Annotated in this window: 27 protein-coding genes; 12 read left to right on the top strand and 15 right to left on the bottom strand. The window is 64.3% G+C overall.

The window, feature by feature from the left end:
- Positions 1–87: 87 nt before the first annotated feature.
- Both LXN00_RS09845 and LXN00_RS09840 read left to right on the top strand, forming a co-directional pair.
- A complete protein-coding gene (locus LXN00_RS09845) occupies positions 88–1,692 on the top strand; it encodes a long-chain fatty acid--CoA ligase (RefSeq protein ID WP_234507792.1) in 1,605 nt (534 codons plus the stop codon).
- Entirely contained in the window at positions 1,692–2,453 is a 762-nt protein-coding gene (locus LXN00_RS09840; RefSeq protein WP_234507790.1) for an SDR family oxidoreductase, read from the top strand. Before LXN00_RS09845 ends, LXN00_RS09840 begins: the two co-directional genes overlap by 1 nt.
- On the opposite strand, the gene LXN00_RS09835 is transcribed toward LXN00_RS09840, so the two are convergent.
- The 7 genes from LXN00_RS09835 to LXN00_RS09805 all read right to left on the bottom strand — a co-directional run bounded on the left by LXN00_RS09835 (position 2,450) and on the right by LXN00_RS09805 (position 8,193).
- Positions 2,450–3,391: a tyrosine-type recombinase/integrase gene (locus LXN00_RS09835; RefSeq protein ID WP_234507788.1), complete on the bottom strand. Its 942-nt coding sequence runs from the start codon at positions 3,389–3,391 to the stop codon at positions 2,450–2,452. The genes LXN00_RS09840 and LXN00_RS09835 overlap by 4 nt on opposite strands.
- Before the next feature lie 109 nt (positions 3,392–3,500).
- Positions 3,501–4,277 carry an NAD(P)-dependent oxidoreductase gene (locus tag LXN00_RS09830; protein WP_234507786.1) on the bottom strand — a complete coding sequence of 259 codons (777 nt, stop codon included), beginning with the start codon at positions 4,275–4,277 and terminating at the stop codon, positions 3,501–3,503.
- Entirely contained in the window at positions 4,270–4,938 is a 669-nt protein-coding gene (locus LXN00_RS09825; RefSeq protein WP_234507785.1) for a 4-carboxy-4-hydroxy-2-oxoadipate aldolase/oxaloacetate decarboxylase, read from the bottom strand. Before LXN00_RS09825 ends, LXN00_RS09830 begins: the two co-directional genes overlap by 8 nt.
- Before the next feature lie 9 nt (positions 4,939–4,947).
- Complete coding sequence (locus tag LXN00_RS09820) at positions 4,948–5,658, bottom strand: PIG-L deacetylase family protein (RefSeq protein ID WP_234507783.1); 711 nt, start codon at positions 5,656–5,658, stop codon at positions 4,948–4,950.
- Positions 5,655–6,566, bottom strand: a complete 912-nt coding sequence (locus tag LXN00_RS09815; protein ID WP_234507781.1) for a DUF6282 family protein — start codon at positions 6,564–6,566, stop codon at positions 5,655–5,657. The genes LXN00_RS09820 and LXN00_RS09815 overlap by 4 nt, the downstream gene beginning before the upstream one ends.
- The gene (locus LXN00_RS09810; RefSeq protein ID WP_234507779.1) at positions 6,563–7,219 is read right to left on the bottom strand and encodes a GntR family transcriptional regulator; all 657 of its coding nucleotides are present in this window, start codon (positions 7,217–7,219) and stop codon (positions 6,563–6,565) included. Before LXN00_RS09810 ends, LXN00_RS09815 begins: the two co-directional genes overlap by 4 nt.
- Positions 7,219–8,193, bottom strand: coding sequence for a catechol 2,3-dioxygenase (locus LXN00_RS09805; RefSeq protein ID WP_234507777.1), 975 nt, complete (start codon positions 8,191–8,193; stop codon positions 7,219–7,221). The genes LXN00_RS09810 and LXN00_RS09805 overlap by 1 nt, the downstream gene beginning before the upstream one ends.
- A gap of 145 nt (positions 8,194–8,338) precedes the next feature.
- Here LXN00_RS09805 and LXN00_RS09800 point away from each other — a divergent pair, with 145 nt between their 5' ends.
- From LXN00_RS09800 to LXN00_RS09780, 5 genes are read left to right on the top strand one after another with little or no spacing between them, the layout of a single operon-like run.
- On the top strand, positions 8,339–9,802 hold the full coding sequence (locus LXN00_RS09800; RefSeq protein ID WP_234507775.1) for an aldehyde dehydrogenase: 1,464 nt from the start codon (positions 8,339–8,341) through the stop codon (positions 9,800–9,802).
- A gap of 12 nt (positions 9,803–9,814) precedes the next feature.
- Positions 9,815–11,017, top strand: a complete 1,203-nt coding sequence (locus LXN00_RS09795; RefSeq protein WP_234507773.1) for an amino acid ABC transporter substrate-binding protein — start codon at positions 9,815–9,817, stop codon at positions 11,015–11,017.
- Positions 11,018–11,020: 3 nt separating this feature from the next.
- The gene (locus LXN00_RS09790) at positions 11,021–11,896 is read left to right on the top strand and encodes a branched-chain amino acid ABC transporter permease (RefSeq protein WP_234507771.1); all 876 of its coding nucleotides are present in this window, start codon (positions 11,021–11,023) and stop codon (positions 11,894–11,896) included.
- Positions 11,893–13,548 carry an ATP-binding cassette domain-containing protein gene (locus LXN00_RS09785; protein ID WP_234507769.1) on the top strand — a complete coding sequence of 552 codons (1,656 nt, stop codon included), beginning with the start codon at positions 11,893–11,895 and terminating at the stop codon, positions 13,546–13,548. Before LXN00_RS09790 ends, LXN00_RS09785 begins: the two co-directional genes overlap by 4 nt.
- Entirely contained in the window at positions 13,541–14,239 is a 699-nt protein-coding gene (locus LXN00_RS09780) for an ABC transporter ATP-binding protein (protein ID WP_234507767.1), read from the top strand. Before LXN00_RS09785 ends, LXN00_RS09780 begins: the two co-directional genes overlap by 8 nt.
- Here LXN00_RS09780 and LXN00_RS09775 read toward each other — a convergent pair.
- The 8 genes from LXN00_RS09775 to LXN00_RS09740 all read right to left on the bottom strand — a co-directional run bounded on the left by LXN00_RS09775 (position 14,224) and on the right by LXN00_RS09740 (position 20,416).
- Positions 14,224–14,391, bottom strand: a complete 168-nt coding sequence (locus LXN00_RS09775) for a hypothetical protein (RefSeq protein ID WP_234507765.1) — start codon at positions 14,389–14,391, stop codon at positions 14,224–14,226. The two genes, LXN00_RS09780 and LXN00_RS09775, sit on opposite strands and share 16 nt — an antisense overlap.
- Before the next feature lie 12 nt (positions 14,392–14,403).
- Complete coding sequence (locus tag LXN00_RS09770; RefSeq protein ID WP_234507763.1) at positions 14,404–15,180, bottom strand: 2-keto-4-pentenoate hydratase; 777 nt, start codon at positions 15,178–15,180, stop codon at positions 14,404–14,406.
- Between the two features lie 3 nt (positions 15,181–15,183).
- Positions 15,184–16,692, bottom strand: coding sequence for an aldehyde dehydrogenase (locus LXN00_RS09765; RefSeq protein WP_234507761.1), 1,509 nt, complete (start codon positions 16,690–16,692; stop codon positions 15,184–15,186).
- 12 nt (positions 16,693–16,704) lie between these two features.
- Positions 16,705–17,400: a 2-keto-4-pentenoate hydratase gene (locus LXN00_RS09760; protein ID WP_234507759.1), complete on the bottom strand. Its 696-nt coding sequence runs from the start codon at positions 17,398–17,400 to the stop codon at positions 16,705–16,707.
- Entirely contained in the window at positions 17,397–17,591 is a 195-nt protein-coding gene (locus tag LXN00_RS09755; protein WP_234507756.1) for a tautomerase family protein, read from the bottom strand. Before LXN00_RS09755 ends, LXN00_RS09760 begins: the two co-directional genes overlap by 4 nt.
- A 109-nt stretch (positions 17,592–17,700) precedes the next feature.
- Positions 17,701–18,744, bottom strand: a complete 1,044-nt coding sequence (gene dmpG / locus LXN00_RS09750; RefSeq protein WP_234507754.1) for a 4-hydroxy-2-oxovalerate aldolase — start codon at positions 18,742–18,744, stop codon at positions 17,701–17,703.
- A complete protein-coding gene (locus LXN00_RS09745; protein WP_234507753.1) occupies positions 18,741–19,661 on the bottom strand; it encodes an acetaldehyde dehydrogenase (acetylating) in 921 nt (306 codons plus the stop codon). Before LXN00_RS09745 ends, dmpG begins: the two co-directional genes overlap by 4 nt.
- Complete coding sequence (locus LXN00_RS09740) at positions 19,643–20,416, bottom strand: IclR family transcriptional regulator (RefSeq protein ID WP_234507751.1); 774 nt, start codon at positions 20,414–20,416, stop codon at positions 19,643–19,645. The genes LXN00_RS09745 and LXN00_RS09740 overlap by 19 nt, the downstream gene beginning before the upstream one ends.
- A 191-nt stretch (positions 20,417–20,607) precedes the next feature.
- Between LXN00_RS09740 and LXN00_RS09735 the strand changes: the two genes are divergently transcribed.
- From LXN00_RS09735 to LXN00_RS09715, 5 genes are all read left to right on the top strand, one after another.
- Positions 20,608–20,994 (top strand): carboxymuconolactone decarboxylase family protein, encoded by a 387-nt coding sequence (locus LXN00_RS09735; RefSeq protein WP_267962786.1) that lies wholly within the window; start codon positions 20,608–20,610, stop codon positions 20,992–20,994.
- Entirely contained in the window at positions 20,994–21,965 is a 972-nt protein-coding gene (locus LXN00_RS09730) for a catechol 2,3-dioxygenase (protein ID WP_234507747.1), read from the top strand. The genes LXN00_RS09735 and LXN00_RS09730 overlap by 1 nt, the downstream gene beginning before the upstream one ends.
- Positions 21,966–22,031: 66 nt before the next feature.
- Positions 22,032–23,144 carry a TRAP transporter substrate-binding protein gene (locus LXN00_RS09725; RefSeq protein WP_234507745.1) on the top strand — a complete coding sequence of 371 codons (1,113 nt, stop codon included), beginning with the start codon at positions 22,032–22,034 and terminating at the stop codon, positions 23,142–23,144.
- 134 nt (positions 23,145–23,278) lie between these two features.
- Positions 23,279–23,695, top strand: a complete 417-nt coding sequence (locus LXN00_RS09720) for a TRAP transporter small permease (RefSeq protein ID WP_234507743.1) — start codon at positions 23,279–23,281, stop codon at positions 23,693–23,695.
- On the top strand, positions 23,692–25,002 hold the full coding sequence (locus LXN00_RS09715) for a TRAP transporter large permease (protein ID WP_234507742.1): 1,311 nt from the start codon (positions 23,692–23,694) through the stop codon (positions 25,000–25,002). Before LXN00_RS09720 ends, LXN00_RS09715 begins: the two co-directional genes overlap by 4 nt.
- Positions 25,003–25,004: the final 2 nt, after the last annotated feature.

Raw genomic sequence — 25,004 nt, 5'->3', positions numbered from 1 at the left:
ACGCTTGTTGGTGAAGCGGCTGGCTAGGGCCGCGTAGCTGGCCGTGGAGGACTTTTACGACAGCCTCTAAACGAAAGGGGGATAGCCATGTTCCCGAGCACCATGATGGACGAGGAGCTCAACCTTTGGGACTTCCTGGAAAGGGCGGCGGCGCTTTTTGGGAAAAAGGAGGTGGTTTCCCGCCTCCACACCGGGGAGGTCCACCGCACCACCTACGCCGAGGTCTACCGGCGGGCGAAGCGGCTCATGGGGGGGCTTAGGGCGCTTGGGGTAGGGGAGGGGGACCGGGTGGCCACCTTGGGCTTCAACCACTTCCGCCACCTCGAGGCCTACTTCGCCGTGCCCGGCATGGGGGCCGTGCTCCACACCGCCAACCCCCGCCTAAGCCCCAAGGAGATCGCCTACATCCTGAACCACGCCGAGGACAAGGTCCTCCTCTTTGACCCGAACCTCCTCCCCTTGGTGGAGGCCCTGCGCCCGGAGCTCAGGACCGTGGAGCACTTCGTGGTCATGGACGAGAAGGCCCCCGAGGGGTACCTGGCCTACGAGGCGGTCCTGGGCGAGGAGGCGGAGCCCCACCGGGTGCCCGAAAGGGCCGCCTGCGGCATGGCCTACACCACGGGGACCACGGGGTTGCCCAAGGGGGTGGTGTATAGCCACCGGGCCCTGGTCCTCCACTCCTTGGCGGCAAGCCTCTTTGACGGCACGGCCCTATCGGAAAAGGACGTGGTCCTCCCCGTGGTGCCCATGTTCCACGTGAACGCCTGGTGCCTCCCTTACGCCGCCACCCTGGTGGGGGCCAAGCAGGTCCTGCCCGGGCCCAGGCTAGACCCCGCCTCCCTGGTGGAGCTCTTTGACGGGGAAGGGGTCACCTTCACCGCCGGGGTGCCCACGGTCTGGCTCGCCCTGGCGGACCACCTGGAGACTACCGGCCACCGCCTGAAGACCCTAAGGCGCCTGGTGGTGGGGGGAAGCGCCGCCCCCAGGAGCCTCATCGCCCGCTTTGAGCGGATGGGGATAGAGGTGCGCCAGGGCTACGGCCTCACGGAAACCTCCCCGGTGGTGGTGCAGAACTTCATCAAGAGCCACCTGGAAGGCCTCCCCGAGGAGGAGAAGCTCACCCTCAAGGCCAAGACCGGCCTTCCCATCCCCCTGGTGCGCCTCCGGGTGGCGGACGAGGAGGGCCGCCCCGTGCCGCAGGACGGGAAGCACATGGGGGAGATCCAGCTCAAGGGCCCCTGGATCACCCGGGGCTACTACCAAAACGAGGAGGCGAGCCAGAGGGCCCTCACCCCGGACGGGTGGTTCCGCACGGGGGACATGGCCGTGTGGGACGAGGAGGGCTACGTGGAGATCAAGGACCGGCTCAAGGACCTCATCAAGTCGGGTGGGGAGTGGATCTCCAGCGTGGACCTGGAAAACGCCCTCATGGGCCACCCCAAGGTGAAGGAGGCGGCGGTGGTGGCCATTCCCCATCCCAAATGGCAGGAAAGGCCCCTGGCGGTGGTGGTGCCGCGGGGGGAGGCCCCAAGCCCGGAGGAGCTCAACGCCCACCTCCTCCAGGCGGGCTTTGCCAAGTGGCAACTCCCCGACGCCTACGTCTTCGTGGAGGAGATCCCGCGCACGAGCGCCGGGAAGTTCCTGAAGCGGGCGCTTAGGGAACGGTACAAGGGCTACTACGGGGGTGCCTGATGTTCCTGGAGAAGTTCCGACTGGATGGCAAGGCGGCTTTGGTCACGGGGGGTTCTAGGGGGCTTGGCCTCGAGGCGGCCCTGGCCCTTAAGGAAGCGGGGGCTAAGGTGGCGGTGATGGCCCGGCGGGCGAGCTTTTTTGAGGAGGCCCGCAAGCATCTCGGGGAGGACGCCCTCTACCTGGAGGGGGACGTGCGGGACGAGGCCCGCCTAGAGGCGATCTGCGACCAGGTGGAAGGGGAGCTTGGCCCCCTCACCATCCTGGTGAACGCCGCCGGTATCAGCTGGGGGGCGCCTTCCCTGGAGATGCCCGTGGAGAAGGTGCGGGAGGTCCTGGAGGTGAACCTGGTGGGGGCCTTTCTGGCAAGCCGGGCCGCCGCCAAGCGCATGAAGGAGAGGGGCTACGGCAAGATCGTCCACATCGCCTCCGTGGCCGGGCTTAAGGGGGAGTACCCCGAGGTCTTGGACGCCGTGGGCTACTCCGCCTCCAAGGGAGGGCTTGTGGCCCTCACCCGGGACCTGGCGGTGAAGTGGGGGCGGTGGGGCATCCGGGTGAACGCCCTGGCCCCCGGGTTTTTCCCCACGCGCATGACGGAAAAGGTCTTGCCCCGGGCCGAGCCCCTTCTCAAGGCCACCTTGCCCCTGGGCCGGGCGGGAAAGCCCGGGGAGCTTGGGGGGGCGGTGCTCTTCCTGGCCAGCCCAGCCTCGGACTACATCACGGGGGTGGTCCTGCCCGTGGACGGCGGGGCCACGGCCCTTTAGAGCTCGGGGAGCTTCTGGGCCGCCTCCTTGAGCCTCTCGCGGGAGGCGTGGAGGTAGATCTGGGTGGTGGCGATGGACTCGTGGCCCAGGAGGTCCTTCACGGCGTCCAGCTCCACCCCCACCTCCACCAGCAAGGTGGCGTAGGCGTGCCGGAGCTTGTGGGGGGTGAAGCGCCGGGGGTCCAGGCCCGCCCTAAGGGCGGCTTCCCGGAACTTGGCCTCCACCCAGCGGGCGGAAGGGGTGCGGCCCCGCCTGCGGCCTTGGGTCAACGTGAAAATAGGAACATTCCCTTGGGGAAGGCCCAGCTCCAGGAGGGCTTCCCGGGCCGTCTTGGAAAGGGGCACGAGCCTTTCCTTGTTGCCCTTGCCCACCACCCGCACCGCCGCGGGCAGGCCCTTTTCCAGGACGACGTTCCGCCCCTTAAGGGAAAGCGCCTCGGAGATGCGCAGGCCCGTGCCGTAGAGGAAGCGGACCAAAGCGGTGAGGAGCTTCGCTTCCTTTTCCTCGGAGAAGGCCTCGAGGAAGCGCTTGAGCTCCTCGGGGTTCGGGTGCAGGGGAAGCCTGCGGCCCGCTTTGGGCCGGCCGATGCCCTCCGTGGGGTCTTCCGCCGCCTCGCCCCGCACCTGGGCCAGGTACCGGTAGTAGCTCCTTAGGGCGGCGAGGAACCCCTGGACCCGCCTCGGGGACCAGCGCTCGGCGAGCAAAAGGGCCCGCACCGCCTCGGGGCCTGGGGGAAGGTCTTGGGCCTCGAGGAAGCGGAACCAGAAGGCGAGGTCCTGGAGGTACCGGCGGACCCCCCGGGGGGAGTAGCCCCTTTCCAGGAGGAGGTACTCCGCATAGGGGATGAGGGGGATAAGGGCATTATCGGGGCTTTTAATGCCGAGGGTTTTCCAAAGAACGTGGGCAGGCGCGCTGGGGTCCACGGGGGTATTATACATGCGCGAAATGTACCTTTCGCGAAATAGGGCATATCAGGCCCGAAGGCCCTAAATCCAGGAATAACAGGCCCCATTCCCCGCACGCCTGCCCACCCCCTCCCCACGCCGGCTACCCCAACTCCATCCACGCCCTGAGTTGCTCCGCAGTAGCCCGGGCTACCCGGGGTTTAACGCCCACCTCCTCTAGAAGCTCCGCCGCTGCCAGCATCTCCTCGTACCGCCTCCCGGCATGGCGCAGGCTCCCCTCCACCAAACGCTCCACCAAGGCTTCGTCCGCTTCCTTTAGGGTTTGGGCGATGTTGGCCTTGAGCTCCGCTTCCAGGCCCAGGCGCCTCGCCGCCTCCAGGGCCTCCATCACCGCCGCTGCCATCCCCTTGAAGAAGACGCTCCGCAGAAGCTTCCTTGTAGCCGCATCCCCCGGGGCCTCGCCCACCACCTCCACCACGGCCCCCAGGGGCGTCAGGCGCTCCCGGTAAGCCCTAGCCCCGGGCCCGGAGGCCAGGGAGGGCGTCCTCAGGCCTTTCCCCGGCACCGGGCTCATGAGGGCCACGTCGGCGAAAAGGGCGCCCGTCCCAGAAAGGGCCTCGGCGAGGGCACGCTTCAGTTTGGGGGATGCGGTGTTCAGGTCGGCGTAGACCACGCCTGGGCTAAGGGCCGGGGCCACTTTCTGGGCCACCTCCAGGGCTACCCGGGCCCAGTTCACGGAAAGGACCACCTGGGCCCCATAGGCCGCCTCCCTTTCGCTTTGGGCCCGGTGGATACCGGGCACGTTTTTCTCCGGGATGGGGTCGTAGCCCACCACCCGGGCCCCCGCTTGGACGAGGTCCTGGGCGATGGCCGAACCCGCTTCCCCAAGCCCCAATACCGCCACCTGAAGCCTAGCCACGGTTCCCCTCCCGGAGCCGCGCCGCTTCCTCCAGGTGCCTTGCCACCCGTTCCCTTAGGCCGTAGAGGTCCAAGGAGAGCTCTCCCCGGGCAAACCGCTCCCGCAAGCGCGCCTCCCGCTCCGCCCGTTCGCGGGCCTTTTGCAATACTTCTTGGGCCCGCTCCCGGCGCACCACCACCACCCCGTCCCCGTCCAGGACCAGGTAGTCCCCAAGCCGCACCTCCACGCCCCCCAGGAGGACAGGAACCCCGAGGCCCAAAAGGGCTTCCCGCTTCGCCCCCTTGGGGCTCACCCACCGGGCCCAAACCGGAAGGCCCAAGGCCGCAAGCTCATCGGCATCCCGCACCGCCCCGTCCACCAGGAGGGCCGCCGCCCCTTGGGCCTTGGCCTGGGTGGCCAGGAGCTCCCCCACCAGGGCCACGGGCTCGGCCTCCGCTTGGGCCAGGACCAGGACCTCCCCTGGCTTTAGGGCGGCCATGGCGGCATGAGCCCCCAGGTTGTCCCCCGGGGCGCAGAGCACGGGAAAGGCGGGGCCCGCCGCCTTGGCTCCCGGGGGAAGGCGCAGGAAGGTAAGAGGAACCAGCCCCTCCCGCCCTGAAGCCTCGTAGACCGTGGCGCTACCCAGCTCGGCAAGCTCCTTCACCTCTTCGGGCGCAAGCATGCTGCCCTCCTAAAGGCTTCGCACCACCTGCGGCAAAACCCGCTGGAAGGCTTCCGCCTTCTCTATATCCTTCAGGCCCAAGATGCGCCGGGCGTGGTTGGCCCGGTGCTCCGCCCGCTCGGCGTAGTAGCGCCGCAGGTAGGCCTGGGAGGCAAAGACCTCCATGGCCTTAAGCTTCTTCTCCCACACCGAGGTGATGTCCAGGAAGAGGTTGGGCACGAAGCCGCAGAGCTCGGGCTGGTGGGGCTCAAAAAGGAGGAACTCGGGAGGACGGATGGTCTTGAAGGCGCTCGCTACCCCCGCCCCCGAGGCCAATTGCCGCGCGAGTTCCGTGGCCTCGTAGGCCACCGGGTGGTCGGGGTTGAAGGGATCTTTGGGGGTGTGCGTCATGAGCACGTCCGGGGCGAAGTCCACCAGGATCCCCAAGAGGCGCTCCAGGGCCTTCTCGTCCACCCGTAAGGGGTAGTCCCCGAGGTCCAAGGGCAAAAACTCGGCCCCCAGAATGGCCGCCGCCCGGCTCGCCTCCTCCTGGCGGATGGCCTTCACCCGCTCCAGGGTCTGTCCCGGCTCCTTCCAAAGCTCCCCCGACTCCCCCCGCTCCCCGTAGCTCAGGGCCACCACCAGGGCCTTACCCCCTTGGGCCACGGTGAGGGCGATGGCCCCACCGGCCCGCCACACGAAGTCCGCCGCGTGGGCGCTCACCACCAGTAGGCGCTTCACCCCTTTCCTCCTTTCGCCAGTTCTGTGGGCACGGTCACCGCCATATGCCGCACTTCCTCCTCGCTAAACCCGGCCTGCAGGAGCCGGTCGGCAAAGAGGGCAAGCCCCTCCTCCACGGGAGGGTTGGCCGGTTGGCCGAGGTCCGTGGAGAGAAAGCTCCCTTCCACCCCTGCCTCCCGGATAGCGCGAAAGAGCTTTTCCCAAGGCACCTTGCCTGTATGGGAGGGCGTAAAGCACCGTTCCAAATACACCCCTTGGGAGGCCAGGTACCGCTGGTCGCTTAAGGGGAGGCCTTGGGTGGGGTAGTCGGGGTGGGTGACCACCACGTGGGATACCCCTTCCTCCAAAGCTGCTTCCACGACCTTCAAGATCTCATCCCGCGAGAGATGGCCCGTGGCCACCACCATCCGGTGGCGGGCGGCCACCTCGAGGACCGCTCGGGCCTCGGGCCTGAGCTTCCCGTTGGCGTCCAAGACCCCTATGGGCGCTGGCAGAAGCCCCGCCTCTCGGAAAGCTTCCTGAAGCCTCGCCCACTGGGGCTTCTTCTCCAGGGAAAGCCTTGCCACCTCGCGGGCCTCGTTGGCCGCGTCCACCGTGGGGAACCAGAGAAAGCGAGCACCGGCCCGGGCGGCGATCTCCGCCGCCAAAGGATTGAGCCCTCCCACCCCGTGGTTTAGGACGATGGCCCCCAGGACCTCCACCCCGGGCACCGCTCGCCCCACCACCTGGGCCCGCTCCGCCGTGGGGGCGTAGTGAGACTTGAGGACAAACCCCTTGAGGCCCACCTGGCGGAAGCGCTCGGCCAGGGCGAGGTCGTGGGTCTTTCTGGGGAGGATATCGGGCTCCACGTGCACGTGGAGGTCGTAAGCCCCCTGCACCACGGCCCACGCTCGCTCGCTGGGTTTCATAGCGGACCTCCTTTCGCCTGGCGCAAGGCCGCCAGAACACCTTCCAGGTGCTCCCGCATGGCCCTTTCGGCCCCCTCCTCGTCCCGGGCGGCCACTGCTTCCAAAATTCTGGCGTGCTCCTCTAGGGAGCGTTGGGAACGTCCGGGGACCAAAACGGTCCGGTACTGGTGGCGCACGCCCTGGGCCCGCAGGGCTTCTATGAGCCGCTTGGCCGTCTGGTGCCTCGAGGCCTCCACCAAGGTGCGGTGAAAGGCGGCGTTGAGCTCGGACATACCCAGGAGATCCCCTTGGGCAAAGCGCTTTCGCATCTCGGCGAGGATCTCCCGAAGCCGGGCCACCTCCTCCGGGGTGGCGCGGCGCGCGGCGTAGCGCACCGCCAAGCACTCCAAGGCCATGCGGGCCTCGAGGACCTCCACCGCCTCCTCCTCCGTAATGGCCCGCACCCAGGCCCCGCGGTACGGGGCGCTTTCCACCAGACCGTCTTGCTCCAGCTTGGCCAAGGCGGTGCGGATGGCCGCCCTTCCAAGGCCGAAGCGCTCGGTGAGGTCCTTCTCCACGAGGCGCTGGCCGGGAAGCAGCTCCCCCTTTAGGATGGCCTCCCGAAGGAGATGGTAGGCTTGGTACACCTCCGTGGTCTTGTCCGTGGCCGGCATCAGGCCTCCTCTACCGGGGGAACCCCGTAGGTGTGGAAGGTTTCCACCGTCTTCAAGCCCCAGGCCTGGCCCTTCTTTCGCTCCTCCTCGTTCCAGACAATGGGCTTCCAGTCAGGGGCAAGAAGGAGGCGCGCTCCCGGGCAGGCGATTTCAAACCGACACCCACCCGGCTCGTACACGTAGAGGAAGAAGGTCTGCTGGATAGCGTGCTTGTGGGGCCCCGTTTCAATGAAGACCCCGTGCTCCAGGCAAATGTCCGCCGCCCGCAGGACCTCCTCCCGGCTATCCACGGCGTAGGTGAAGTGGTGAAGCCTGCCTTTGGCCCCGAGGTGGTCCTTGGTCACGGCCACGTCGTAGGTCTTGTTGTTGCAGGTGAGCCAAGCCCCCTGTTCGGTCCCGTCGCTAAAGATGATTTGCTCGGTGACCCTCATCCCGAGGTAGCGCTCCATAAACGCCCGCACCGCCGCCACATCGGAGGCCAGGATATTGATGTGGTCTAGCCGCCTAAGGTTGGCGCCCTTTCCCGGGAAACGGGAGGCTTGGTTCTTCAGGGCAGGCCGGGTGGCCTCGGTGGGGGTGTACCAACGGGTTTCGTAGTAAAGCTCCATCAGGTGGCCATCCGGGGTGCGGAACCGGTAGGCGGGGCCGTGGCCCAGGTCCCCATCCGTCCATCCTTCCCCAAGCCCGGAGGCCTCAAGCGCCTCCACCCGCCGCAGGAGCGCTTCCGGGGTTTTTACGCGGAAGGCAAAGTGACCCAAAGCTGGCTTCGGGCCCGCTGTAAGCTTTAGCGTGTGGTACTCGTAGTCGTCCCAACCCCGGAGGTAGACGGAATCCCCCTCCTGGCCGCTCACCGCCATCCCCATCACCTCGGTGAAGAACCAAAGGCTCGCCTCCGGCTTGGGGGTGATGAGCTCCACGTGGGCCAGATGGGCTAGGTCGCCGTACGGCCAACGGGCGTATTCGCTTCCTTCCATAAGGGGTACCTCCTCAAAGGCTAGGCTACCCTAGCGTCAACTAAATTGTCAACAATTTGTTTGGGCGCCTGGGTTCGCCATACCAGAACATCCCTATAGACACCCCTCCCCTTCTTGCCCTACCCTGCCTCTTGGAGGCCAAAATATGGTCCAAACGGCGAAATCTGTGCGGCTATACATTGACGGCACTTGGCGGGAGGCGCGAAGCGGGAGGCGCTTTGCCCGTCAAAGCCCACTGGACCAGGAAGTGGCAAGCGAAGCGGAAGCCGCAGGCCTCGAGGACGCCCAAGAGGCGGTGGCAAGCGCCGAAAGGGCGTTTGCCTTCTGGTCAGAAACGCCTCCAAGCGAACGGCGTGAGCTCCTTTGGCGGGCTGCCCAGGCCCTGGAGGCCAGGAAAACCTTTTTCGTGGACACCATGATGGCGGAAACGGGAGCCACGCCGGGGTGGGCTGAGTTCAACGTACACCTGGCGGCAAGCATGCTCAAGGAAGCCGCTGCCCTTACCACGCAGATCACGGGGGAAGTTATCCCTTCGGACCGGCCCGGGACTTTGGCCTTCGCAATCCGCCAACCCGTGGGGGTGGTTCTCAGCCTCGCACCCTGGAACGCTCCGGTGATCCTAGGGGTGCGCGCCCTGGCCACGCCCCTCGCCTGCGGCAACACTGTGGTTTTCAAAGGCTCCGAGCTTTCCCCCAAAACTCACGCCCTAATCGTGGAAGCCTTGGAGGAAGCAGGGCTACCCCCAGGAGTGGTTAACTTCCTCACCACTTCCCCCGAGGATGCCCCGCGTGTGGTGGAAGCCCTCATTGCCCATCCTGCCGTACGGCGGGTCAACTTTACGGGGTCCACCCGCACCGGGAGGATCATCGCTGAGCTCTGCGGGCGGCACCTGAAGCCGGTCCTTTTAGAACTCGGGGGGAAGGCGCCGGTCATTGTGCTTAGGGATGCGAACCTCGAGGAAGCCGCCAACGCCATTGCGTTTGGCGCCTTCGCCAACCAAGGACAAATCTGCATGTCCACCGAGCGGGCCGTGGTGGAGGAGGCGGTGGCGGATGCCCTGGTGGAACGGCTGGCGCAGAAAGCGCAACGCCTCCCCGTGGGAGACCCCCGGCGTGAGCCGGTGGTGCTCAGTTGCCTGGTGGACCCCAAGGCCACAGACCGCGTGGTTGAACTCATAGAGGAGGCCCTTGCGCAAGGGGCGAGGCTAGTAGCCGGGGGGCGGAGGGAAGGTCCCTACCTCTGGCCTACAGTGGTGGATCACGTCACCCCCAGAATGCGGCTCTATCACGAGGAATCCTTTGGCCCGGTGGTAGCGGTGGTGCGGGTCAAGGATGAGGAGGAAGCCCTAAGGGTGGCCAACGACACCGAGTATGGCCTCTCCGCAGCCATCTTCACCCAGGACGTCGCCAAGGGCATCCGACTGGCCAGGCGGATTCAGTCCGGAATCTGCCATATCAACGGTCCCACGGTCCACGACGAACCCCAGATGCCCTTTGGGGGCGTGAAGGCTTCCGGATTTGGGCGGTTTGGCGGCCGGGCAGGTATCCATGAATTTACCGAACTTCGCTGGATCACCGTGCAAACGGAACCGTTGCACTACCCCTTCTAACGGAGGCGAACCATGAAGGAGACCCGCAGGTCGTTTCTCTGGAAGAGCCTAGCAGCCGGAGCAACCCTCCTGGTCCAGGCTAAGGCACAAGGCCGTACGGTGCGTATTGGCTACTCCATTTCAAAAACCGGTCCCTACGCTACCGGAGCAGGTATCACCACCTTGCCCAACTACCGCCTTTGGGTGGAAGAAGTCAATGCGGCTGGAGGGCTTAAACTGGCCACAGGCCCCGCAAGGGTTGCCGTGGTGGAGTACGATGACCGCTCCACTCCCGAAGAGGCTATCCGGAACATAGAGCGCCTTATCGTCCAGGACCGGGTGGACTTCGTCTTACCCCCCTGGGGTACCGCCATGAACCTCGCCGTGGCGCCCGTTTTTGCTCGCCACGGCTATCCCCAATTGGGGGTGACCAACCTGAGCGAAAAAACCCCTGAGCTGGTGCGGCGCTGGCCCAGCTACTTCTCCTTCTTAGGCCTGCCCTCCCAGTACGCAGAGGCTTTGGTGCTGTTGCTCCGCAACCTGGCCGCAGCGGGCAAAATCGGTCGGCGTGTGGCGGTGGTGCACACGGACGATGAGTTCGGCCTAGAGCTTTCCACGGCCTTCCGCCGGGCAGCGCAAAGGGAAGGCCTGGAGCTTGTTTACTTCCAAAGCTACCCGCAAGGCTTTAGCGACTTTGCCTCGCTCCTCAACGCGGTCAAAGGCCGCAACCCCGATGCCTTTGTTGCCTTTAGCTATCCAGCGGAAACCTTGGCCTTCCCAGAGGCTGCAGCGGTGGTGGGCTTTAATCCTGCGGTATTCTTCCTCGGGGTGGGAACAGCCTTCCCCGTCTTCCGCCAGCGGTACGGAGCCCGCGCCGAAGGCGTGATGGGGCTGGGTGGGGTGGTACCCAATCAAGCCTGGCGGAGCTATTTGGAACGGCACAAAGCTGTAACGGGCCAGGAGCCGGACCGCTGGGCTAGCCAGGTAACGTATGCCTCGCTCCAGGCGCTGCGAGGGGCTATAGAAAAGCTAGGTAAAATAGATCGTTTCCAAATCGTACGCCTTCTACGCCAGGAAACCTTTGACACCATCCTTGGGCCTCTCAAGCTGGAAGGCAACGTTTTCCGGGGCAATTGGCTCATCGGCCAGTGGCAGGACGGCGAGTTTGTGGCGGTGATGCCTGAGCGGCCCGGCGCTGCTTCCCCACGGGTTCCCAAACCCGCTTGGAACCGATAACGCATGGCCTTCCTGGAAGCCCTCATCACCGGAAGCATCGCAGGAGGGGTGTATGGGCTTCTCGCCCTAGGTTTATCCCTTCAATACGGGGTAGCTCGCATTCTCAACCTCGCCTATGGGGAAGCGGTTATCTTGGCGAGCATCGCCACCTTCTTTCTCTACCAAGGGTTTGGGCTTAGCCCCTTGGCTTCCCTCGCGGTTTTGCCCTTCCTCTTCTTCCTCCTCCACCTTCTCTTCCACCGCGCACTTCTTCTTCCGTTGGTAGGGCGAACCCTGGCTTTGAATGGGACAACGGAGGGACGGATCATTCTCCTGACCTTTGGGATTTCGTTTCTGGTTCAAGGGCTTCTGGCCGCCGAATGGGGGGGCAGGATTTTTAGCTATAGCTATTTAAGCCAAGGGGTATCCATGGGACCGAGTGCGGTGGCATTAAACCGCCTACTGGCTTGCGTCCTGGGGCTAACCCTCGTGGGCTTGACCCATCTCTTTCTCACCCGAACCCGTATAGGCATGGCCATACGGGCCCTGAGCCGAGAACCCGAGGAGGTTCTTCTAGTTGGGGTTCCCGCCGCACGTTTGGCAGGTTATCTGTTTGCCGTAGGCGGGGGAATAGCGGCTGCCGCGGGGGTGCTCTTCAGTATGTTTCAGGCCGTTACGCCTGCCATGGGTCCAGAACTGACCCTTAAAGCCCTTGTGGTGGTGGTCTTGGGCGGGCTCCACGGTGCCTTAGGAGCCTTGACCGGAGGCTTGGTGTTGGGTGTGGCTGAAGCGCTTGTGACCCGTTTTGTTAGCCCCGGCCTGAGTCTGGCGGCCGTTTACGGGCTTTTTGTCCTCGGGGTGCTCTATCTGCGAGGGCAAAGGGAGACTGCGCGGCAATGAAAGCGTACCTCGGCTTCTTCTTCCTGCTAGCCTTGGCTTTGCCCTTTTTCGGAAGCGAGTACCTGCTCTCTGCCGGGGTTTCGGTGATCCTCTACGCTGCCTTGGCCTCTACCTGGACCACGTTCACGGGTCCTGCAAAATACCTGAGCCTGGCTACCTCGGCATTTTTCGGCACAGGGGTGTACACGGTAGCCCTCCTTTACCCTTACCTCCCCTGGCTTGCGCTTGTGGTTTTGGCCTATCTGCTTAGTGCCCTTCTGGCCTTAGGGGTGGGTCTTGCTACTCTACGGCTCCAGGGAATTTACTTTACCGTCTTCACCTATGGCCTGGCGGAGCTGATCCGACAGGTTGTAACCTGGGTTCAACGCAACCTGGGGGGGTCTGTGGGTAGCTACATCTTTTTGGATTTGGACCCACTCACGCTTTACTATACCCTGGTAGGCCTTGCCTTCTTTACCTTAATCGCGGGGCTACGCTTTCAGGAAAGCCGATTAGGACTCGCTCTTACCGCCACGGGAGATGACGAACTGGCGGCCCGCCACGCTGGAGTGCCAATCTATGGGCTTCGGGTGGGGGTTTTTGCCCTTACCTCCGGGGTTATGGGTGCCTTGGGGGCTGTGGTAGCCCCACGCTGGGTCTACATAGACCCAAGCCTTGCGTTTAATCCCAATATCTCTTTCCTGACCGCTGTCACAGCGTTGCTCGGGGGGTTGGGAAGCCCTGCAGGGGCTTTTTTGGCAGCTCCTCCCTTGGTTCTTGTGTACGACCTTCTTAGTGGCCGCTTCCCCCATCACGCCACGGCCCTTATGGGGCTGGGTTTTGTCCTGCTGGTCTACTTCCTGCCTCGAGGCCTTCTGGGCCTCTTCCCCACCCCGAAAACCAAAACCCCGCGCTACACCCAGACAGCTAGGGCAATCCCGGAGCCTAAATCCATAAGAGGTCCTCTCCTGCAAGCCAAAAGCCTCACCAAATCCTTTGGCGGCTTGGTGGCGGTGGCCCAGGTGGATCTGGAAGTGCGGTCAGGGGAAGCGGTGGGCCTGATAGGCCCTAACGGTTCGGGGAAGACCACCCTTTTGGGCTTGCTCGCAGGCACCTTAAAACCTGAAGGGGGACAGGTGTGCTTCCTAGGGCAGGAGGTAACGGGCCGACCTCCAGAAGCCCTAGCCAGGCTTGGCCTAGCGCGAACCTTCCAACAGGTACGCTTGTTTCCCTCCCTCACCGTCTATGCCCACGTTTACCTTCCCTTATGTCTCAAAGATCCTCAGAAGGCAGGGGCACGGGCCTGGGAGGTGTTGGCCAGGGTGGGCCTGGCGGAGAAGGCCCACCTCTTTCCCGCCTCCCTTACCTATTTGGACGCAAAGCGGTTGGAGCTGGCCCGGGCTTTGGCTCTTAGCCCTCGGCTTCTGCTCTTAGATGAATGGCTCGCGGGGCTAAACCCGGCAGAGCTTCAGCAAGCGGTGGCCCTTCTCCAGGAGGTTAAACGCGAAGGGGTGTCCCTCCTCATCGTGGAGCACCTGATGTCCGCCATCCGGGCCCTATGTGACCGGGTCTACGTCCTCTCGTTTGGAGAACTCATCGCCCAAGGGCCCACCGAGGAGGTCTTGCGCCACCCTAAAGTGGTGGAGGTCTACCTGGGGGTGGAGCATGCTTGAGGCCCAAGAGCTTAGCGTTGCCTATGGACCCCACCGGGCGGTGGAGGGGGTGGGGGTCCGAGTGGCTCCCGGTGAGATTGTGGCGGTGCTGGGCGCCAATGGTGCGGGGAAAAGCTCCCTTTTGCGCGGGCTTGTAGGCTTGGCACCCGTCCAAGGCAGGATCGTTTTGAGTGGGGAAGACGTTAGTCTCCTGGCGCAAAGGGGGTTGACCGAAGCTTTGGTAGAGAGGGGGCTCGTGCTGGTGCCGGAGCGGGGCGGGGTGTTCCGTAGCCTATCCGTGGAGGAGAACCTGCGCTTAGGCGGTTACCGTGCGGGTGAACCCCCCTGGCGAGAGATCTTCTCCCTCTTCCCCGCCCTCGATGCCCGCCTAAGACAACGGGTGGGCTCCATGAGCGGGGGTGAGCAACGCATGGTGGCCCTAGCCCGGGCCCTAGCGGCCAGGCCCAAGTACCTCCTACTGGACGAACCCACCCTAGGCCTCGCCCCCCTCTTGGCCAAGCGTCTTCTCGCCACGTTGAAGGCCTTTGCCGCCCAAGGCGTGGGGGTTCTCCTGGTGGAGCAAAACGCCGGACTAGCGCTTCAGGTAGCCCATCGGGCCTACCTTCTAAAAGAAGGACGCATCGTAAAAGAAGGTCCTGCAGAAACCTTGCTTCGCGACGCCGCCGTGCGCCAGGCCTACTTGGGGGGCTGATCCTTGCGCTCTTCCAGGATGAACACCCTAAGCCGCCCGGGGGGCGTACCCAAGACTTCCCGGAAGATCTCCTCTGCCTCTTGCTTGATGGCTTCCTTACGCTCTTCGTTCAAGGGTTCCTTTCTCGCCACCAAAACCTCCAATAGGGGCATGGTCCACCTCCGCTAGGCGAAACGCAAGGTAAGGGCCCTCCCCCCCGTTCCCACCAGGGTAAAGAGGTCCCCCGGGCGGGCCACCTGCACCGGGGCCCAGGCCCCGGACATGACGATCTCCCCCGGCTCCAGGGCCACCCCAAAGGCGGCCAGGGCGTTGGCGAGCCAGGCCACCGCCCTGGCCGGGTGCCCTAGGCAGGCTGCTCCCGCCCCCTGGGCCACCGCCTCCCCGTTCCGGTAGAGCACGAGGCCTAAGGTGGAAAGGTCCTCCTCCAGCAAAGCCCGCTCCCACGGCCCCACAAAGAAGGCCCCGAAGGAGGCGTTGTCGGCGATGGTGTCCTCTATGCGGATGCGCCAGTCCCGGATGCGGGAGTCCACGATCTCCAGGGCAAAGGCCACCGCCTCCGTGGCGGCGAGCACCTCCTGAGGGGTCACGTGGGGGCCCTCTAGGCGCTTTCCCAGGAGGAAGGCCAGCTCCCCTTCCACCCGGGGCTGGAGGAAAAGGGAGGCCGCCACCTCGGCCCGCTCCCCCATCCCCAGGAAGCGGCTTGCCCAGAGGTTGCCATAGTCCGGCTGGTCCACGCCCAGTTGCTCCTGTACTGCCTTGGAGGTCAGGCCGATCTTGCGGCCCACCACCTTGTCCCCCTTGGCTAGGCGCAGGCGGTTCCAGGCCTCCTGGACCCGGTAGGCGGCCTCAATCCCCTTAAGGCCCCGCTCGGAAAGGGGTTCTATGGGCCTCCTTTCCACCCAGGCCCCTTCTAACTCCTGTGCGAAGGTTTCGGGGTTCATGGCTCACCGGTTGGCGATGCAGACGTTTTTGGTTTCGTAGTAGAACTCGTAGCCGTAGTGGCCCCCCTCACGGCCGATGCCCGACTGCTTGGCCCCGCCGAAGGGCACCCGCAGGTCCCGCACGAACCAGTCGTTCACCCAGACCGTGCCCACCTCGAGGGCCTCGGAAACCCGCACCGCCTGGCCCACGTCCCGGGTCTGCACGATGGCGTTCAGGCCGTAAGGGGTGTTGTTGGCAAGCTCAATGGCCTCCTCCTCGGTATCAAAGGGCATCACCACCACCATGGGGCCGAAGATCTCCTCCTGGCAGACCTTGTCCGAGGGCTTCACGTCCACCACCACCGTGGGCTCCAGGAAGTAGCCCTTGTCAAAGGGGTGGGGAAGCTCAGGCTTCTTCCCGCCCGTGAGGATGGTGGCGGTTTCCCGGGCGATCTCCACGTAGGACATGACCTTCTTTAGATGCTCCTCGGCGATGAGGGCCCCCATGCGGGTTTCGGGATCCAGGGGGTCCCCCACCTTCAGGGCCTTGGCCGCCGCCACCAGCTTGTCCAAGAAGGCCTCGTAGATGGAGCGTTGCACCAGGAGGCGGGAGCCCGCCAGGCACACCTCTCCCTGGTTGAAGAAGCTCGCCCGCAGGGTCACCTCCACCGCCCGGTCCAGATCGGCGCTTTCAAAAATAAGGTTGGGCGCCTTTCCTCCGAGCTCCATGGAAAGGCGCTTGAGGGTGTCGGCGGCGTTTTTCATGATGATTTTGCCCGTGGTGGTCTCCCCCGTGAAGGAGATGAGGCGCACGAGGGGGTGTTTGGTGAGGAGCTCCCCAGCGGAGTTGGGCCCGAAACCGTGGACCACGTTGAAGACCCCCGGGGGAAGCCCCGCCTCGTGGGCGCAGCGGGCGAGGAGCCAGGCCCCCAAGGGGGTGAACTCCGCCGGCTTGAGCACGGCGGTGTTGCCGAAGGCCAGGGTGGGCCCGATCTTCCAGGTGGCGAGCATGCTGGGCATGTTCCAAGGGGTGATGAGGGCCGCCACCCCCACGGGGAAGCGCAGGACGTAGTTGATGTAGCCGTTTTCCATGGGATAGGCCTCGGAGCCGTGGGTAACGGCGAAGTCGGCGAAGAACTCAATGTTGTTGGCCATGCGCTCCACGTACCCGAGGCGGTTCTCGTGGATGGGCCGCCCCACGTCCAGGGTTTCCAGCACCTCAAAGACGGGCTTGTACTCCCGGATCTTCTCGGCGAAGCGGCGGAGATAGGGCCTCCTTTGGCTTGGCGGCATCTTGCCCCACTTCAAGAAGGCCTCCTGGGCCGCCCCTACCGCCATCTCCACCTCTTTCTCCCGCCCCTCGGGGGCGGTGCCGATCACCTCCCCCGTGGCCGGGTAAACCACGGGGAAGAAGTTCTCCCCCCGCACGAACTCCCCGCCAATGTAGTGGGTGACCTCGAGGGGAAGCTCAAAGGGAAAGCCCAGCGCCTTAAGCCGGTCCACCGTTTCCTTGTAGACTTTCGGTTCCACCATGGTCCGACCTCCTCACTCCACCCGGGCAAGGAGCACATCCCCCTCACCCCAAAGCTCCAACACGCCTTGCGCCAAGGGTACCGCCGGAGCCGGGGACCCCAGGAAGACCACCTGGCCCGCCCTAAGCCCCCCAACCCGCTCCGCCAGCCAGGAAAGCCGTGCCCCCGGGTCCCCTAAAGCCTCCACGGGTCCCTCGGCCACCTTCTCCCCGTTCAGGTAGAGGCGCAGAACCCCTTTGGGGAGCCGGCTGTACCGCCGGATGGAGAGAAGAAAACCGCCCCCTGAGGTGTTGTCCGCCACCACCTCTTGGGCGGTGAAGCGGTAGCCTTCCCACACGGAATCCAAAAGGTCCACCGCCAGGAAAAACCCCCCAATGGCGGCGTAGGCCCGGCTCACGGAAGCCCCAGGAGGCACGTCCTCCCTTAGCACCACCGCTACCTCAGGCTCCACCCGAGGCTGGATGAACCGGCTAAGCGCCGGCTTCTGCAAAAGCATCCCCGGGTGAACCCGGCCAAAGGTGGGCTCGGAAAGGCCCATCTGCCGCTGCTTGGCTTCGGAAACCAGCCCGAGCTTGTACCCCTTTAGGGGCCCGGGAAAAAGGGCCTCTTGGATGCGGTAGGCTTCCGAAAGGTCCACGCCCCAGTCCTTTCCCCCTGGGAGGGTCTTCCCTGCTTGGCGGGCCTGCCGCACCGCCTCCAAGAGCGTCATGCTCCCTCCTTGTCTGAAAAGAGCACGCCCCCTGCTGCCCACTGGTCGCGCCTCACCTCGTAGAGGATCACGCGGATTTCCTCTTGGGGTTCTTCTAAAAGGCGCGCCGCCATCTCCGTTAGCCGCCTCACCAGCTCCCGCTTTTTCTCCAGCGGGCGGCCCTCCAGCAGGGTCACCTTAAGGACCACCATCTTCGTTCCTCCGGAAAAGGTCCTCCGCTCCCCTGAAGCTAGGCCGGAACACCACTTCCCGCCCAAACCTCTCCTGTACCCACGAAACCAAGCCGCTCCATGGTCCATCCTAGTCCGCCAAGGCCCCGGCCTCCTTCTCCTTGAGCTCCAGGGCCACCCGCAGGATCCAGTCCTCCTGCCCCGCCACCGCCTGGCGGCGTCCCAGCTCCAAGAGGATGGCCATAGGGTCCACCCCAAACTCCTTTCCAATGCGTTTGGCGTGCAAGAGGAAGGTGGAGTAGACCCCAGCGTACCCGATGGCGATGGAGTCCCGGTCTGGGTAGGGCTGGAAGTGCAGGATGGGACCCATCACGTACTCCGCCGCATCCAAAAGCTTGAACACGTCCAGCCCCGGGTTGAGCCCCGCCTTGTCCAACACCGCCGCCAGGACTTCCGTGGCGGCGTTCCCCGCCCCCGCCCCGTACCCCCTCAAGGTGCCGTCCACCCAGTCCGCCCCCGCCGCCAAGGCCGCCAGGGTGTTCCCGATGGCCAAGCCCAGGTTGTTGTGGGCGTGGAAGCCCACCTGGGCCCTCTTCAGGGCCTCCTTCAAGGCCTTGACCCGGGCGTAGGCGTCCTGGGGCAGCATGGCCCCGGCGGAGTCCACGATGTACACCACGTCCGCCCCGTAGGACTCCATGAGGAGGGCCTGCTCCGCCAAGAACTCCGGCGGGCGCATGTGGCTCATCATGAGGAAGCCCACCGCCAGGAGGCCCATCTCCTTGGCCATCCCGAAGTGCTGCTCGGAGATGTCCGCCTCCGTGCACTGGGTGGCGATGCGCACCATCTCCACGCCCGCCTCCACCGCTTCCTTGAGCTCCTTCCGGGTGCCGATACCGGGAAGGAGGAGCGCCGCCACCTTGGCCCGCTTCACCTCTTCCCGTACCGCCCGGATGAGCTCCATCTCGTCCGTGCGGGAAAAGCCGTACTGGATAGAGCTCCCCCCAAGCCCGTCCCCGTGGGAGACCTCTATCCCAAACACCCCCGCCTCGTCCAAGGCCCGGGCGATGGCCCGGGCCTCTGCCACCGTGTACTGGTGCCGGTGGGCGTGGGAGCCGTCCCGAAGGGTGGTGTCCACCACCACGGGAGGCTTGGCCAAGGAAAGGTCCCAGCTCATGCCGTCACCTCCTCCACCGGCTTCCCCAAAAGGTGCTGGGCAAAGACCTCCCCCACCCGCCGGGCCGAGGCGGTCATGATGTCCAGGTTCCCCGCGTACTTGGGCAGGTAGTCCCCGGCGCCTTCCACCTCCAAGAGCATGGACACCACCGTCCGCTCCCCCCAAGGCGTGGGGAGCCTCTCAAACACCGGGTCCGCCTTCAGCCGGTACCCCGGCACGTAGGCCTGCACCTCCCGCTCCATGGCCCGGACACTTTCCACCACCGCCTCCCGCTCAAAGGCCTCCGTCTCCGGGATGACCCGCACCGTGTTCGTCATGATGATGGGCGGCTCCGCCGGGTTCAGGATGATGATGGCCTTCCCCCGCTTCGCTCCCCCGATGGCCTCCAAGCCCCGGGCCGTGGTGAAGGTGAACTCGTCAATGTTCTGCCGCGTACCCGGCCCCGCGGAGCGGGAAGCCACCGTGGACACCATCTCCGCATAAAGGACCGGCACCACCCGGTGCACCGCGTAGACCAAGGGGATGGTGGCCTGGCCCCCACAGGTGATGAGGTTCACGTTGTCCTCCTCCAGGTGCGCCTTCAGGTTCACCGGGGGGACCACGTAGGGGCCCCGGGCCGCCGGGGTCAGGTCAATGGCGATCCGCCCCGCCTCCCGGAGAAGCTTGGCGTGGCGCACGTGGGCCTTGGCGCTGGTGGCGTCAAAGACGATTTTGATCTCGGGCCGCTCCAGAATGTACTGGATTCCCTCGTGGCTCGCCTCCAACCCCAAGGCCCGGGCCCGGGCCAGGCCCTCCGAGTTCGGGTCAATCCCCACCAGGGCCACCAGCTCCATGTGCCCGGGGTTTTTCAAAAGCTTGTACATCAGGTCCGTGCCGATGTTGCCTGACCCCAGGATGGCTACCTTGACCTTGTCCATGCTGTTTCCCCCATGTACCCAAGCCGCTCGGAAACGGCCCGGGTGGCCTCGAGGATGGCCCTCCGGTACTCCTCCTTCATCTGCTGGAAACGGTAAAAGGGTACAGACAGGCTCATGGCGGCGATGACCTCCCCCGTGTGGTCCCGGATGGGCGCTGCCACACAACAAAGCTCCGGCACCACCTCTTCTATGTCGTAGGCGTAGCCCCGTTCCCGCACCGCCTGGAGCTCGGTCTTGAGCTCGTCCAAGGTGGTGATGGTGTTGGGGGTAAAGGCGGGCATGCCCCGTTGGGAGACGATCTTCTCCACCTCTTCCCATGGGCGGAAGGCAAGGAGCACTTTGCCCACGCCGCTACAGTGAGCGGGAAGCTCCACGCCCACCCCGGTGTTCACCACCCGCACCGCCCGGGTACCCTCCAGCTTCTCCACGTAGACCACCCGGCCGCACTCCAGGACCGCCAGATGGGTGGTTTCCCCGTAGCGGGCCACCAGCTCCTCCATGGCCCGCCTGGCCTCCTGTCGCCACGAGCTCGTGGAGAGAAGCACTTGGGAGAGGGCCAGAATGCGCCACCCTAGGCGGTACCGCCCTTCCCGGGTCCGCTTGAGTAGACCGATCTGGCTCATGGTGGCGAGGAGCGCGTGGGCGCTGGACTTGGGGATACCCAACGCTTTGGCCACCTCGCTTACCCCCCACTCCGAGCGGTCTTGGGAGAAGAGTTCCAGGACCTCGCCAACCTTCTGTACCGTTCCCAGCATGGGCCTCACCTCCGAGGGTAATCCCTCCTGCCTTGGGTGCCGATACCTTGTTTCAGAATATACGAACGTTCGGTTCGGCATAAATGAACGCCACCCTTGCGGTCCCGCGGCGCATGGGCCTAAGGTGAGGGCGAAACACCCGCAAGGGATTCACAAGGGAGGTAGAGCCTGTGCCCAAGCCGGAACTCCGCATGTCCACAGAAGAGTTAGAGCGCCTGCGCGACCGCTACCGGGAACTCATCGGTTTCGTCCCCCCGAGAATCCAGGCCCGGACTGACCTCCTGGCCCGGCTGGACCCCGAAACCTTGCGGATGCAAGAAGAACTCCGGGCCCGCCTCATGTACCCCCCCTGCTTTGACGTGAAGACGGCCCAGCTCATGCTCTTTGGCATGCTCCTTATGGACCTCTCCGATGCCGCCAAGCTCCACGCCATCGCTGCCCGGCGGGCCGGGGCCACCTACGAGGAGCTCAATGCGGTGGTGGGGCTTGCCTTCCTTTTCCGGGGGCTGCCCGCTGCCAACCGCGGGGCTGAGGTGATCCAGGAGATCCTCCGCATGGAGGAGGAAGGGAGGCTTTGATGGAAGGGTTTGATGTGGTGCAACTGGCCCATGCAGAGATCCTGACCCCTAACCCCGAAGGCACCTTGTGGTTTTTCACGGAACTTCTGGGCCTCGAGGTCACAGCCTGTGAAGGGAGCTCCGTCTACCTTCGGGCCTACGAGGACTGGTACCACCACACCCTTAAGATCACCGAGGCCAAGGAGGCGGGCCTAGGCCACATCGCCTGGCGGACCGCCTCCCCCGAGGCCTTAGAACGGCGGGTCAAGGCCCTCGAGGCCTCCGGCCTGGGCAAGGGGTGGATAGAAGGGGACTTGGGCCACGGTCCTGCCTACCAGTTCGTCACCCCTGACGGGCACCGGATGGAACTCCTCTTTGAGGTGGCGTACTACGAAGCGCCCCCTGAGAAGCGAAGCAAGCTCAAGAACCGCCCCTCCAAAAGGCCCCTCAGGGGCGTGCCGGTCCGGCGCCTGGACCACGTGAACTGCCTCTGCTCCGAGGTCACGCCCAACCGGCGCTTTTTTGAGGAGGTCCTGGGCTTCAAGCTCCGGGAGCAAAAGGTGCGCGGGGAAGGTGAAGAGCTTGGGGCTTGGCTCTCCGTGAGCCCCCTGGTCCACGAGATCGGCCTCATGCGCGACGCCACGGGTTCCAAGGGGCGCTTCCACCATATCGCCTTCTGGTACGGGTATCCCCAGCACCTGATGGATTTGGCGGATCTGTGCGTGGAGTACGATGTGCGGATTGAGGCGGGGCCGGGCAAGCACGGAACCACCCAGGCCTACTTCATGTACGTCTTTGAGCCGGGGGGAACCCGCGTGGAGCTTTTCGGCGACACCGGCTACCTCATCTTTGACCCTACTTGGAAGACGGTGGTCTGGGACGTGACCAACGTAAACGACCTGGAAAAGAGCACCATCTGGTTTGGGGGGCAGCTTCCGGAAACCTTCTACACCTACGGAACCCCCCCTGTCGCCCAGGGCGTGGCTCGGTGAGAACAAAATTGTTGACATTTTGGCCACCCATATGCTAGGCTAAACGCGAGATCCAAGGAGGGGTAGATGCGCAGGCTAAGCCGCAGACAGGTTATCAAGGCAGGACTCGGACTTTTGGGGGCCACTGCTTCCACGCGCTTTGTAAACGTTTACGCTCAACCCCGCACGTACACGTTGCGCTTTGCCAACTACTTTCCGGCGCCCGCAGCCCAGAGCAAGCTTATAGACCAGTTTGCCGCCGATGTCCAAAGGCTTACCGAGGGGCGCGTGCGCGTGGAAACCTACCATGGCGGGACCCTTTTGGGCCCCGCAGCCATCTACGACGGGGTAGTTCAAGGAGTGGCCCACCTGGGTATCACCAACCTGGCCTATAACTTTGGCCGTTTCGCCGAAACCGAGATCCTGGACCTGCCGCTTGGCTTCCCCAACGCTTGGGTAGCCACCCATGTGGCCCACGAGTTCTACGAGCGGTATCGTCCGAAGGAATGGGCCGACACCGTGGTAATCACCCTGCACGCCTCCCCAGTCATGGAAATCTTCAGCGCACAAAAGCCCGTGCGGCGCCTAGAGGATCTCAAGGGAATGACCCTCCGCGGCGTAGGTTACATTGGCCGGTTCGTAGAAGCCTTGGGTGCCACGGCCCGCCCCATCCCCATGCCGGAGGCCTACGACAACGTCTCCAAAAGGGTCATTGATGGGTTGATGATCCCTTACGAAACCCTCGTCACCTTCCGCCTTGGCGAGGTTATCCGCTACGTCACGGAAATCTGGCAGGTGGGCCAAGTGCACACCTTCTACATCGTGGCTAACCGGCAGGCGTGGAACGGTCTTCCCCAGGAGTTGCGGGACGTGATTAGCAATTACGTAAAGAACGAGTTCGTGGAAAAGCTTGCCGCCATGTGGAATCAAGTGGATATTGATGGCTACCGTTATGCCGTTAAGGACACGAAGGTAGATGTCATACAACTTCCCCAGGAGGAAAGCGCGCGGTTCGCCCAGGTGGCCGACCGCCTTATCCAGGACTACACCCGCAGCCTGGCGGCCAAAGGGGTAAGCGAAGGCGAGGTGCAGGCTCGCCTTCGCTTTATCCGCGAGCGCATTGCCTACTGGTTGCGTGAACAAGAGCGGCGGGGCATCAAGTCCTCCACCGGCCCCGCTTCCGTTCGGGTCCAACTCTAAGCCTTTTTGGGGAAAGCCCCGCAAGTCCCAAAGCGGGGCTTTCCCCTGCGAAAGGACGCTTTATGGGCTTGCGGCAACGCATCTATGCCTTGGGAAAACTCGGCGAGGCACTCGGAGTGCTTTGCCTTTGGGTCATGCTTGGCACCACGCTTTGGGACGTCATAGGGGCCAAGGTGTTCAAGTCCCCCTTGAGCGGGGCCACCGAACTGGTAAGCATTGCCCAGCTTTTGGCGGTAGGTGCCGGTATGGGCATGACCCTCCTCTTGGGCCGCCACATCCATGTAGAGTATGGGCTCCACCTCCTTCCCCGCCCGGTCCGGGGACTCCTTAGCGCCATGGGCTACCTTCTGGTTGCTATCTTCTTCGCCATCATCGCCCTCTACACCTGGCGCTTTGCCCAAGGGCTAGCCCAGTCCGGGGAAGTCCTACCGGGCCTTCGTACCCCCATGTATCCGTTCGCCTATGCCTTTTGGGGGCTACTGGTGTTGAGTACCCTCTATGGGCTCTATCTCTTCCTGGATCAACTCGTCAAGCTAAGGGAGCACCGATGAACCCAACAGAGCTTGGACTGCTAGGGATCCTTGTTCTCCTGGCCCTCTTCGCCTTGGGTGTGCCGGTAGCCTTCGCCATGGCGTTGGTGGGCCTTGGGGGCATGGCGGTGCTCATACCTCTGGATGCGGCCGCCAGCCTGGCCGCCCGCGATGTCTTTAACCAGTTTTCCAGTTATAGCCTTAGCGCCATCACCTTTTTTGTCCTAATGGGCTACTACGCCTCCATGGCGGGCATGGGCGAGGCGCTCTACCGGGCCTTTTATGCCCTGGTGGGGCCTGTGCGGGGAGGGCTAGGTGTGGCCACCATTTTGGCCTGTTCTGGGTTTGCCTCCGTTTCGGGTTCCAGCGCCGCCACCGCTGCTGCCATGGGGCGCATGGCCCTTCCCGAAATGCGGCGCTACGGCTACGATCCCGCCTTTTCCGGGGCCACCGTGGCCGCGGGAGGTGCCTTGGGCATTCTCATCCCCCCTAGCACTGTCTTTCTAGTCTATGCCTTCCTGACCACCCAACCCGTGGGACACCTTTTCTTGGCGGGCGTGCTTCCCGGCATTGTTCTCACCCTTCTTCTGGCAGCCACCGCCTACGGGGTGGCTCTTTGGCGGCCCAGCTCGGCCCCTCCCGCAGAACCCCTGTCCTGGGGGGAACGTTTCCGTGCCCTATTGGGTGCGTGGCAGGTTCCCCTTTTGTTCGTCCTGGTGGTGGGGGGCCTCTTTTGGGGGTGGTTCAGCCCCACCCAAGCAGGGGCGATTGGCGCAGCGGGCTCTTTGGCCTTCGCGGCCCTTAATCGCCGATTGACCTGGGCAGGGTTTGTAGCCGCCACGGCGGAAAGCCTGCGCACGTCCATTATGATTCTCACCCTCATCGCTGGGGCCACCTTGTTTGGCCGCTTTCTCGTCCTCACCCGTATACCCTTTCACCTTGCCGACTGGGTAGAAGGGCTTCCCTTGGCTCCAGAAACCATCCTGTTCGCCATTGTCCTCATCTTCTTCCTGGGAGGGTTTTTCATGGATTCCATGGCCTTGATTACCCTCCTGGTTCCCGTCTTCTTCCCCGTAGTGCAGAAATTGGGCTTTGATCCCATTTGGTTTGGGGTTCTGGTGGTGTTGACTGCGGAGATGGGGGTCATTACGCCCCCGGTGGGGGTGAACGTGTACGTGGTTAAGGCCATGCTGCCCGAGGTGCCCTTGGGAAGCATCTTCCGCTGGGTGATGCTTTTTCTCATCCCCCTTTTTGCTCTGGTTGGGCTTCTTTTCGTCTTTCCCCAATTGGCGCTTTGGCTACCCAACTGGGGAACCCTGGGGAGGTAAGC

The organism is Thermus brockianus (assembly GCF_021462505.1).
Lineage (GTDB): Bacteria > Deinococcota > Deinococci > Deinococcales > Thermaceae > Thermus > Thermus hydrothermalis.
The sequence above is the reverse complement of the archived record's forward strand: the minus strand, read 5'-3'. Positions and strand labels throughout refer to the sequence as shown.

Excerpts from the sequence above, each read along its gene's own strand:
- LXN00_RS09845 (WP_234507792.1), top strand. The coding sequence starts at position 88 with ATGTTCCCGAGCACCATGATGGACGAGGAGCTCAACCTTTGGGACTTC.
- LXN00_RS09840 (WP_234507790.1), top strand. The coding sequence starts at position 1,692 with ATGTTCCTGGAGAAGTTCCGACTGGATGGCAAGGCGGCTTTGGTCACG.
- LXN00_RS09835 (WP_234507788.1), bottom strand. The coding sequence starts at position 3,391 with ATGTATAATACCCCCGTGGACCCCAGCGCGCCTGCCCACGTTCTTTGG.
- LXN00_RS09825 (WP_234507785.1), bottom strand. The coding sequence starts at position 4,938 with ATGCTTGCGCCCGAAGAGGTGAAGGAGCTTGCCGAGCTGGGTAGCGCC.
- LXN00_RS09815 (WP_234507781.1), bottom strand. The coding sequence starts at position 6,566 with ATGAAACCCAGCGAGCGAGCGTGGGCCGTGGTGCAGGGGGCTTACGAC.
- LXN00_RS09810 (WP_234507779.1), bottom strand. The coding sequence starts at position 7,219 with ATGCCGGCCACGGACAAGACCACGGAGGTGTACCAAGCCTACCATCTC.
- LXN00_RS09805 (WP_234507777.1), bottom strand. The coding sequence starts at position 8,193 with ATGGAAGGAAGCGAATACGCCCGTTGGCCGTACGGCGACCTAGCCCAT.
- LXN00_RS09800 (WP_234507775.1), top strand. The coding sequence starts at position 8,339 with ATGGTCCAAACGGCGAAATCTGTGCGGCTATACATTGACGGCACTTGG.
- LXN00_RS09795 (WP_234507773.1), top strand. The coding sequence starts at position 9,815 with ATGAAGGAGACCCGCAGGTCGTTTCTCTGGAAGAGCCTAGCAGCCGGA.
- LXN00_RS09790 (WP_234507771.1), top strand. The coding sequence starts at position 11,021 with ATGGCCTTCCTGGAAGCCCTCATCACCGGAAGCATCGCAGGAGGGGTG.
- LXN00_RS09785 (WP_234507769.1), top strand. The coding sequence starts at position 11,893 with ATGAAAGCGTACCTCGGCTTCTTCTTCCTGCTAGCCTTGGCTTTGCCC.
- LXN00_RS09780 (WP_234507767.1), top strand. The coding sequence starts at position 13,541 with ATGCTTGAGGCCCAAGAGCTTAGCGTTGCCTATGGACCCCACCGGGCG.
- LXN00_RS09775 (WP_234507765.1), bottom strand. The coding sequence starts at position 14,391 with ATGCCCCTATTGGAGGTTTTGGTGGCGAGAAAGGAACCCTTGAACGAA.
- LXN00_RS09770 (WP_234507763.1), bottom strand. The coding sequence starts at position 15,180 with ATGAACCCCGAAACCTTCGCACAGGAGTTAGAAGGGGCCTGGGTGGAA.
- LXN00_RS09765 (WP_234507761.1), bottom strand. The coding sequence starts at position 16,692 with ATGGTGGAACCGAAAGTCTACAAGGAAACGGTGGACCGGCTTAAGGCG.
- LXN00_RS09760 (WP_234507759.1), bottom strand. The coding sequence starts at position 17,400 with ATGACGCTCTTGGAGGCGGTGCGGCAGGCCCGCCAAGCAGGGAAGACC.
- LXN00_RS09755 (WP_234507756.1), bottom strand. The coding sequence starts at position 17,591 with ATGGTGGTCCTTAAGGTGACCCTGCTGGAGGGCCGCCCGCTGGAGAAA.
- dmpG (WP_234507754.1), bottom strand. The coding sequence starts at position 18,744 with ATGAGCTGGGACCTTTCCTTGGCCAAGCCTCCCGTGGTGGTGGACACC.
- LXN00_RS09745 (WP_234507753.1), bottom strand. The coding sequence starts at position 19,661 with ATGGACAAGGTCAAGGTAGCCATCCTGGGGTCAGGCAACATCGGCACG.
- LXN00_RS09740 (WP_234507751.1), bottom strand. The coding sequence starts at position 20,416 with ATGCTGGGAACGGTACAGAAGGTTGGCGAGGTCCTGGAACTCTTCTCC.
- LXN00_RS09735 (WP_267962786.1), top strand. The coding sequence starts at position 20,608 with ATGTCCACAGAAGAGTTAGAGCGCCTGCGCGACCGCTACCGGGAACTC.
- LXN00_RS09730 (WP_234507747.1), top strand. The coding sequence starts at position 20,994 with ATGGAAGGGTTTGATGTGGTGCAACTGGCCCATGCAGAGATCCTGACC.
- LXN00_RS09725 (WP_234507745.1), top strand. The coding sequence starts at position 22,032 with ATGCGCAGGCTAAGCCGCAGACAGGTTATCAAGGCAGGACTCGGACTT.
- LXN00_RS09720 (WP_234507743.1), top strand. The coding sequence starts at position 23,279 with ATGCTTGGCACCACGCTTTGGGACGTCATAGGGGCCAAGGTGTTCAAG.
- LXN00_RS09715 (WP_234507742.1), top strand. The coding sequence starts at position 23,692 with ATGAACCCAACAGAGCTTGGACTGCTAGGGATCCTTGTTCTCCTGGCC.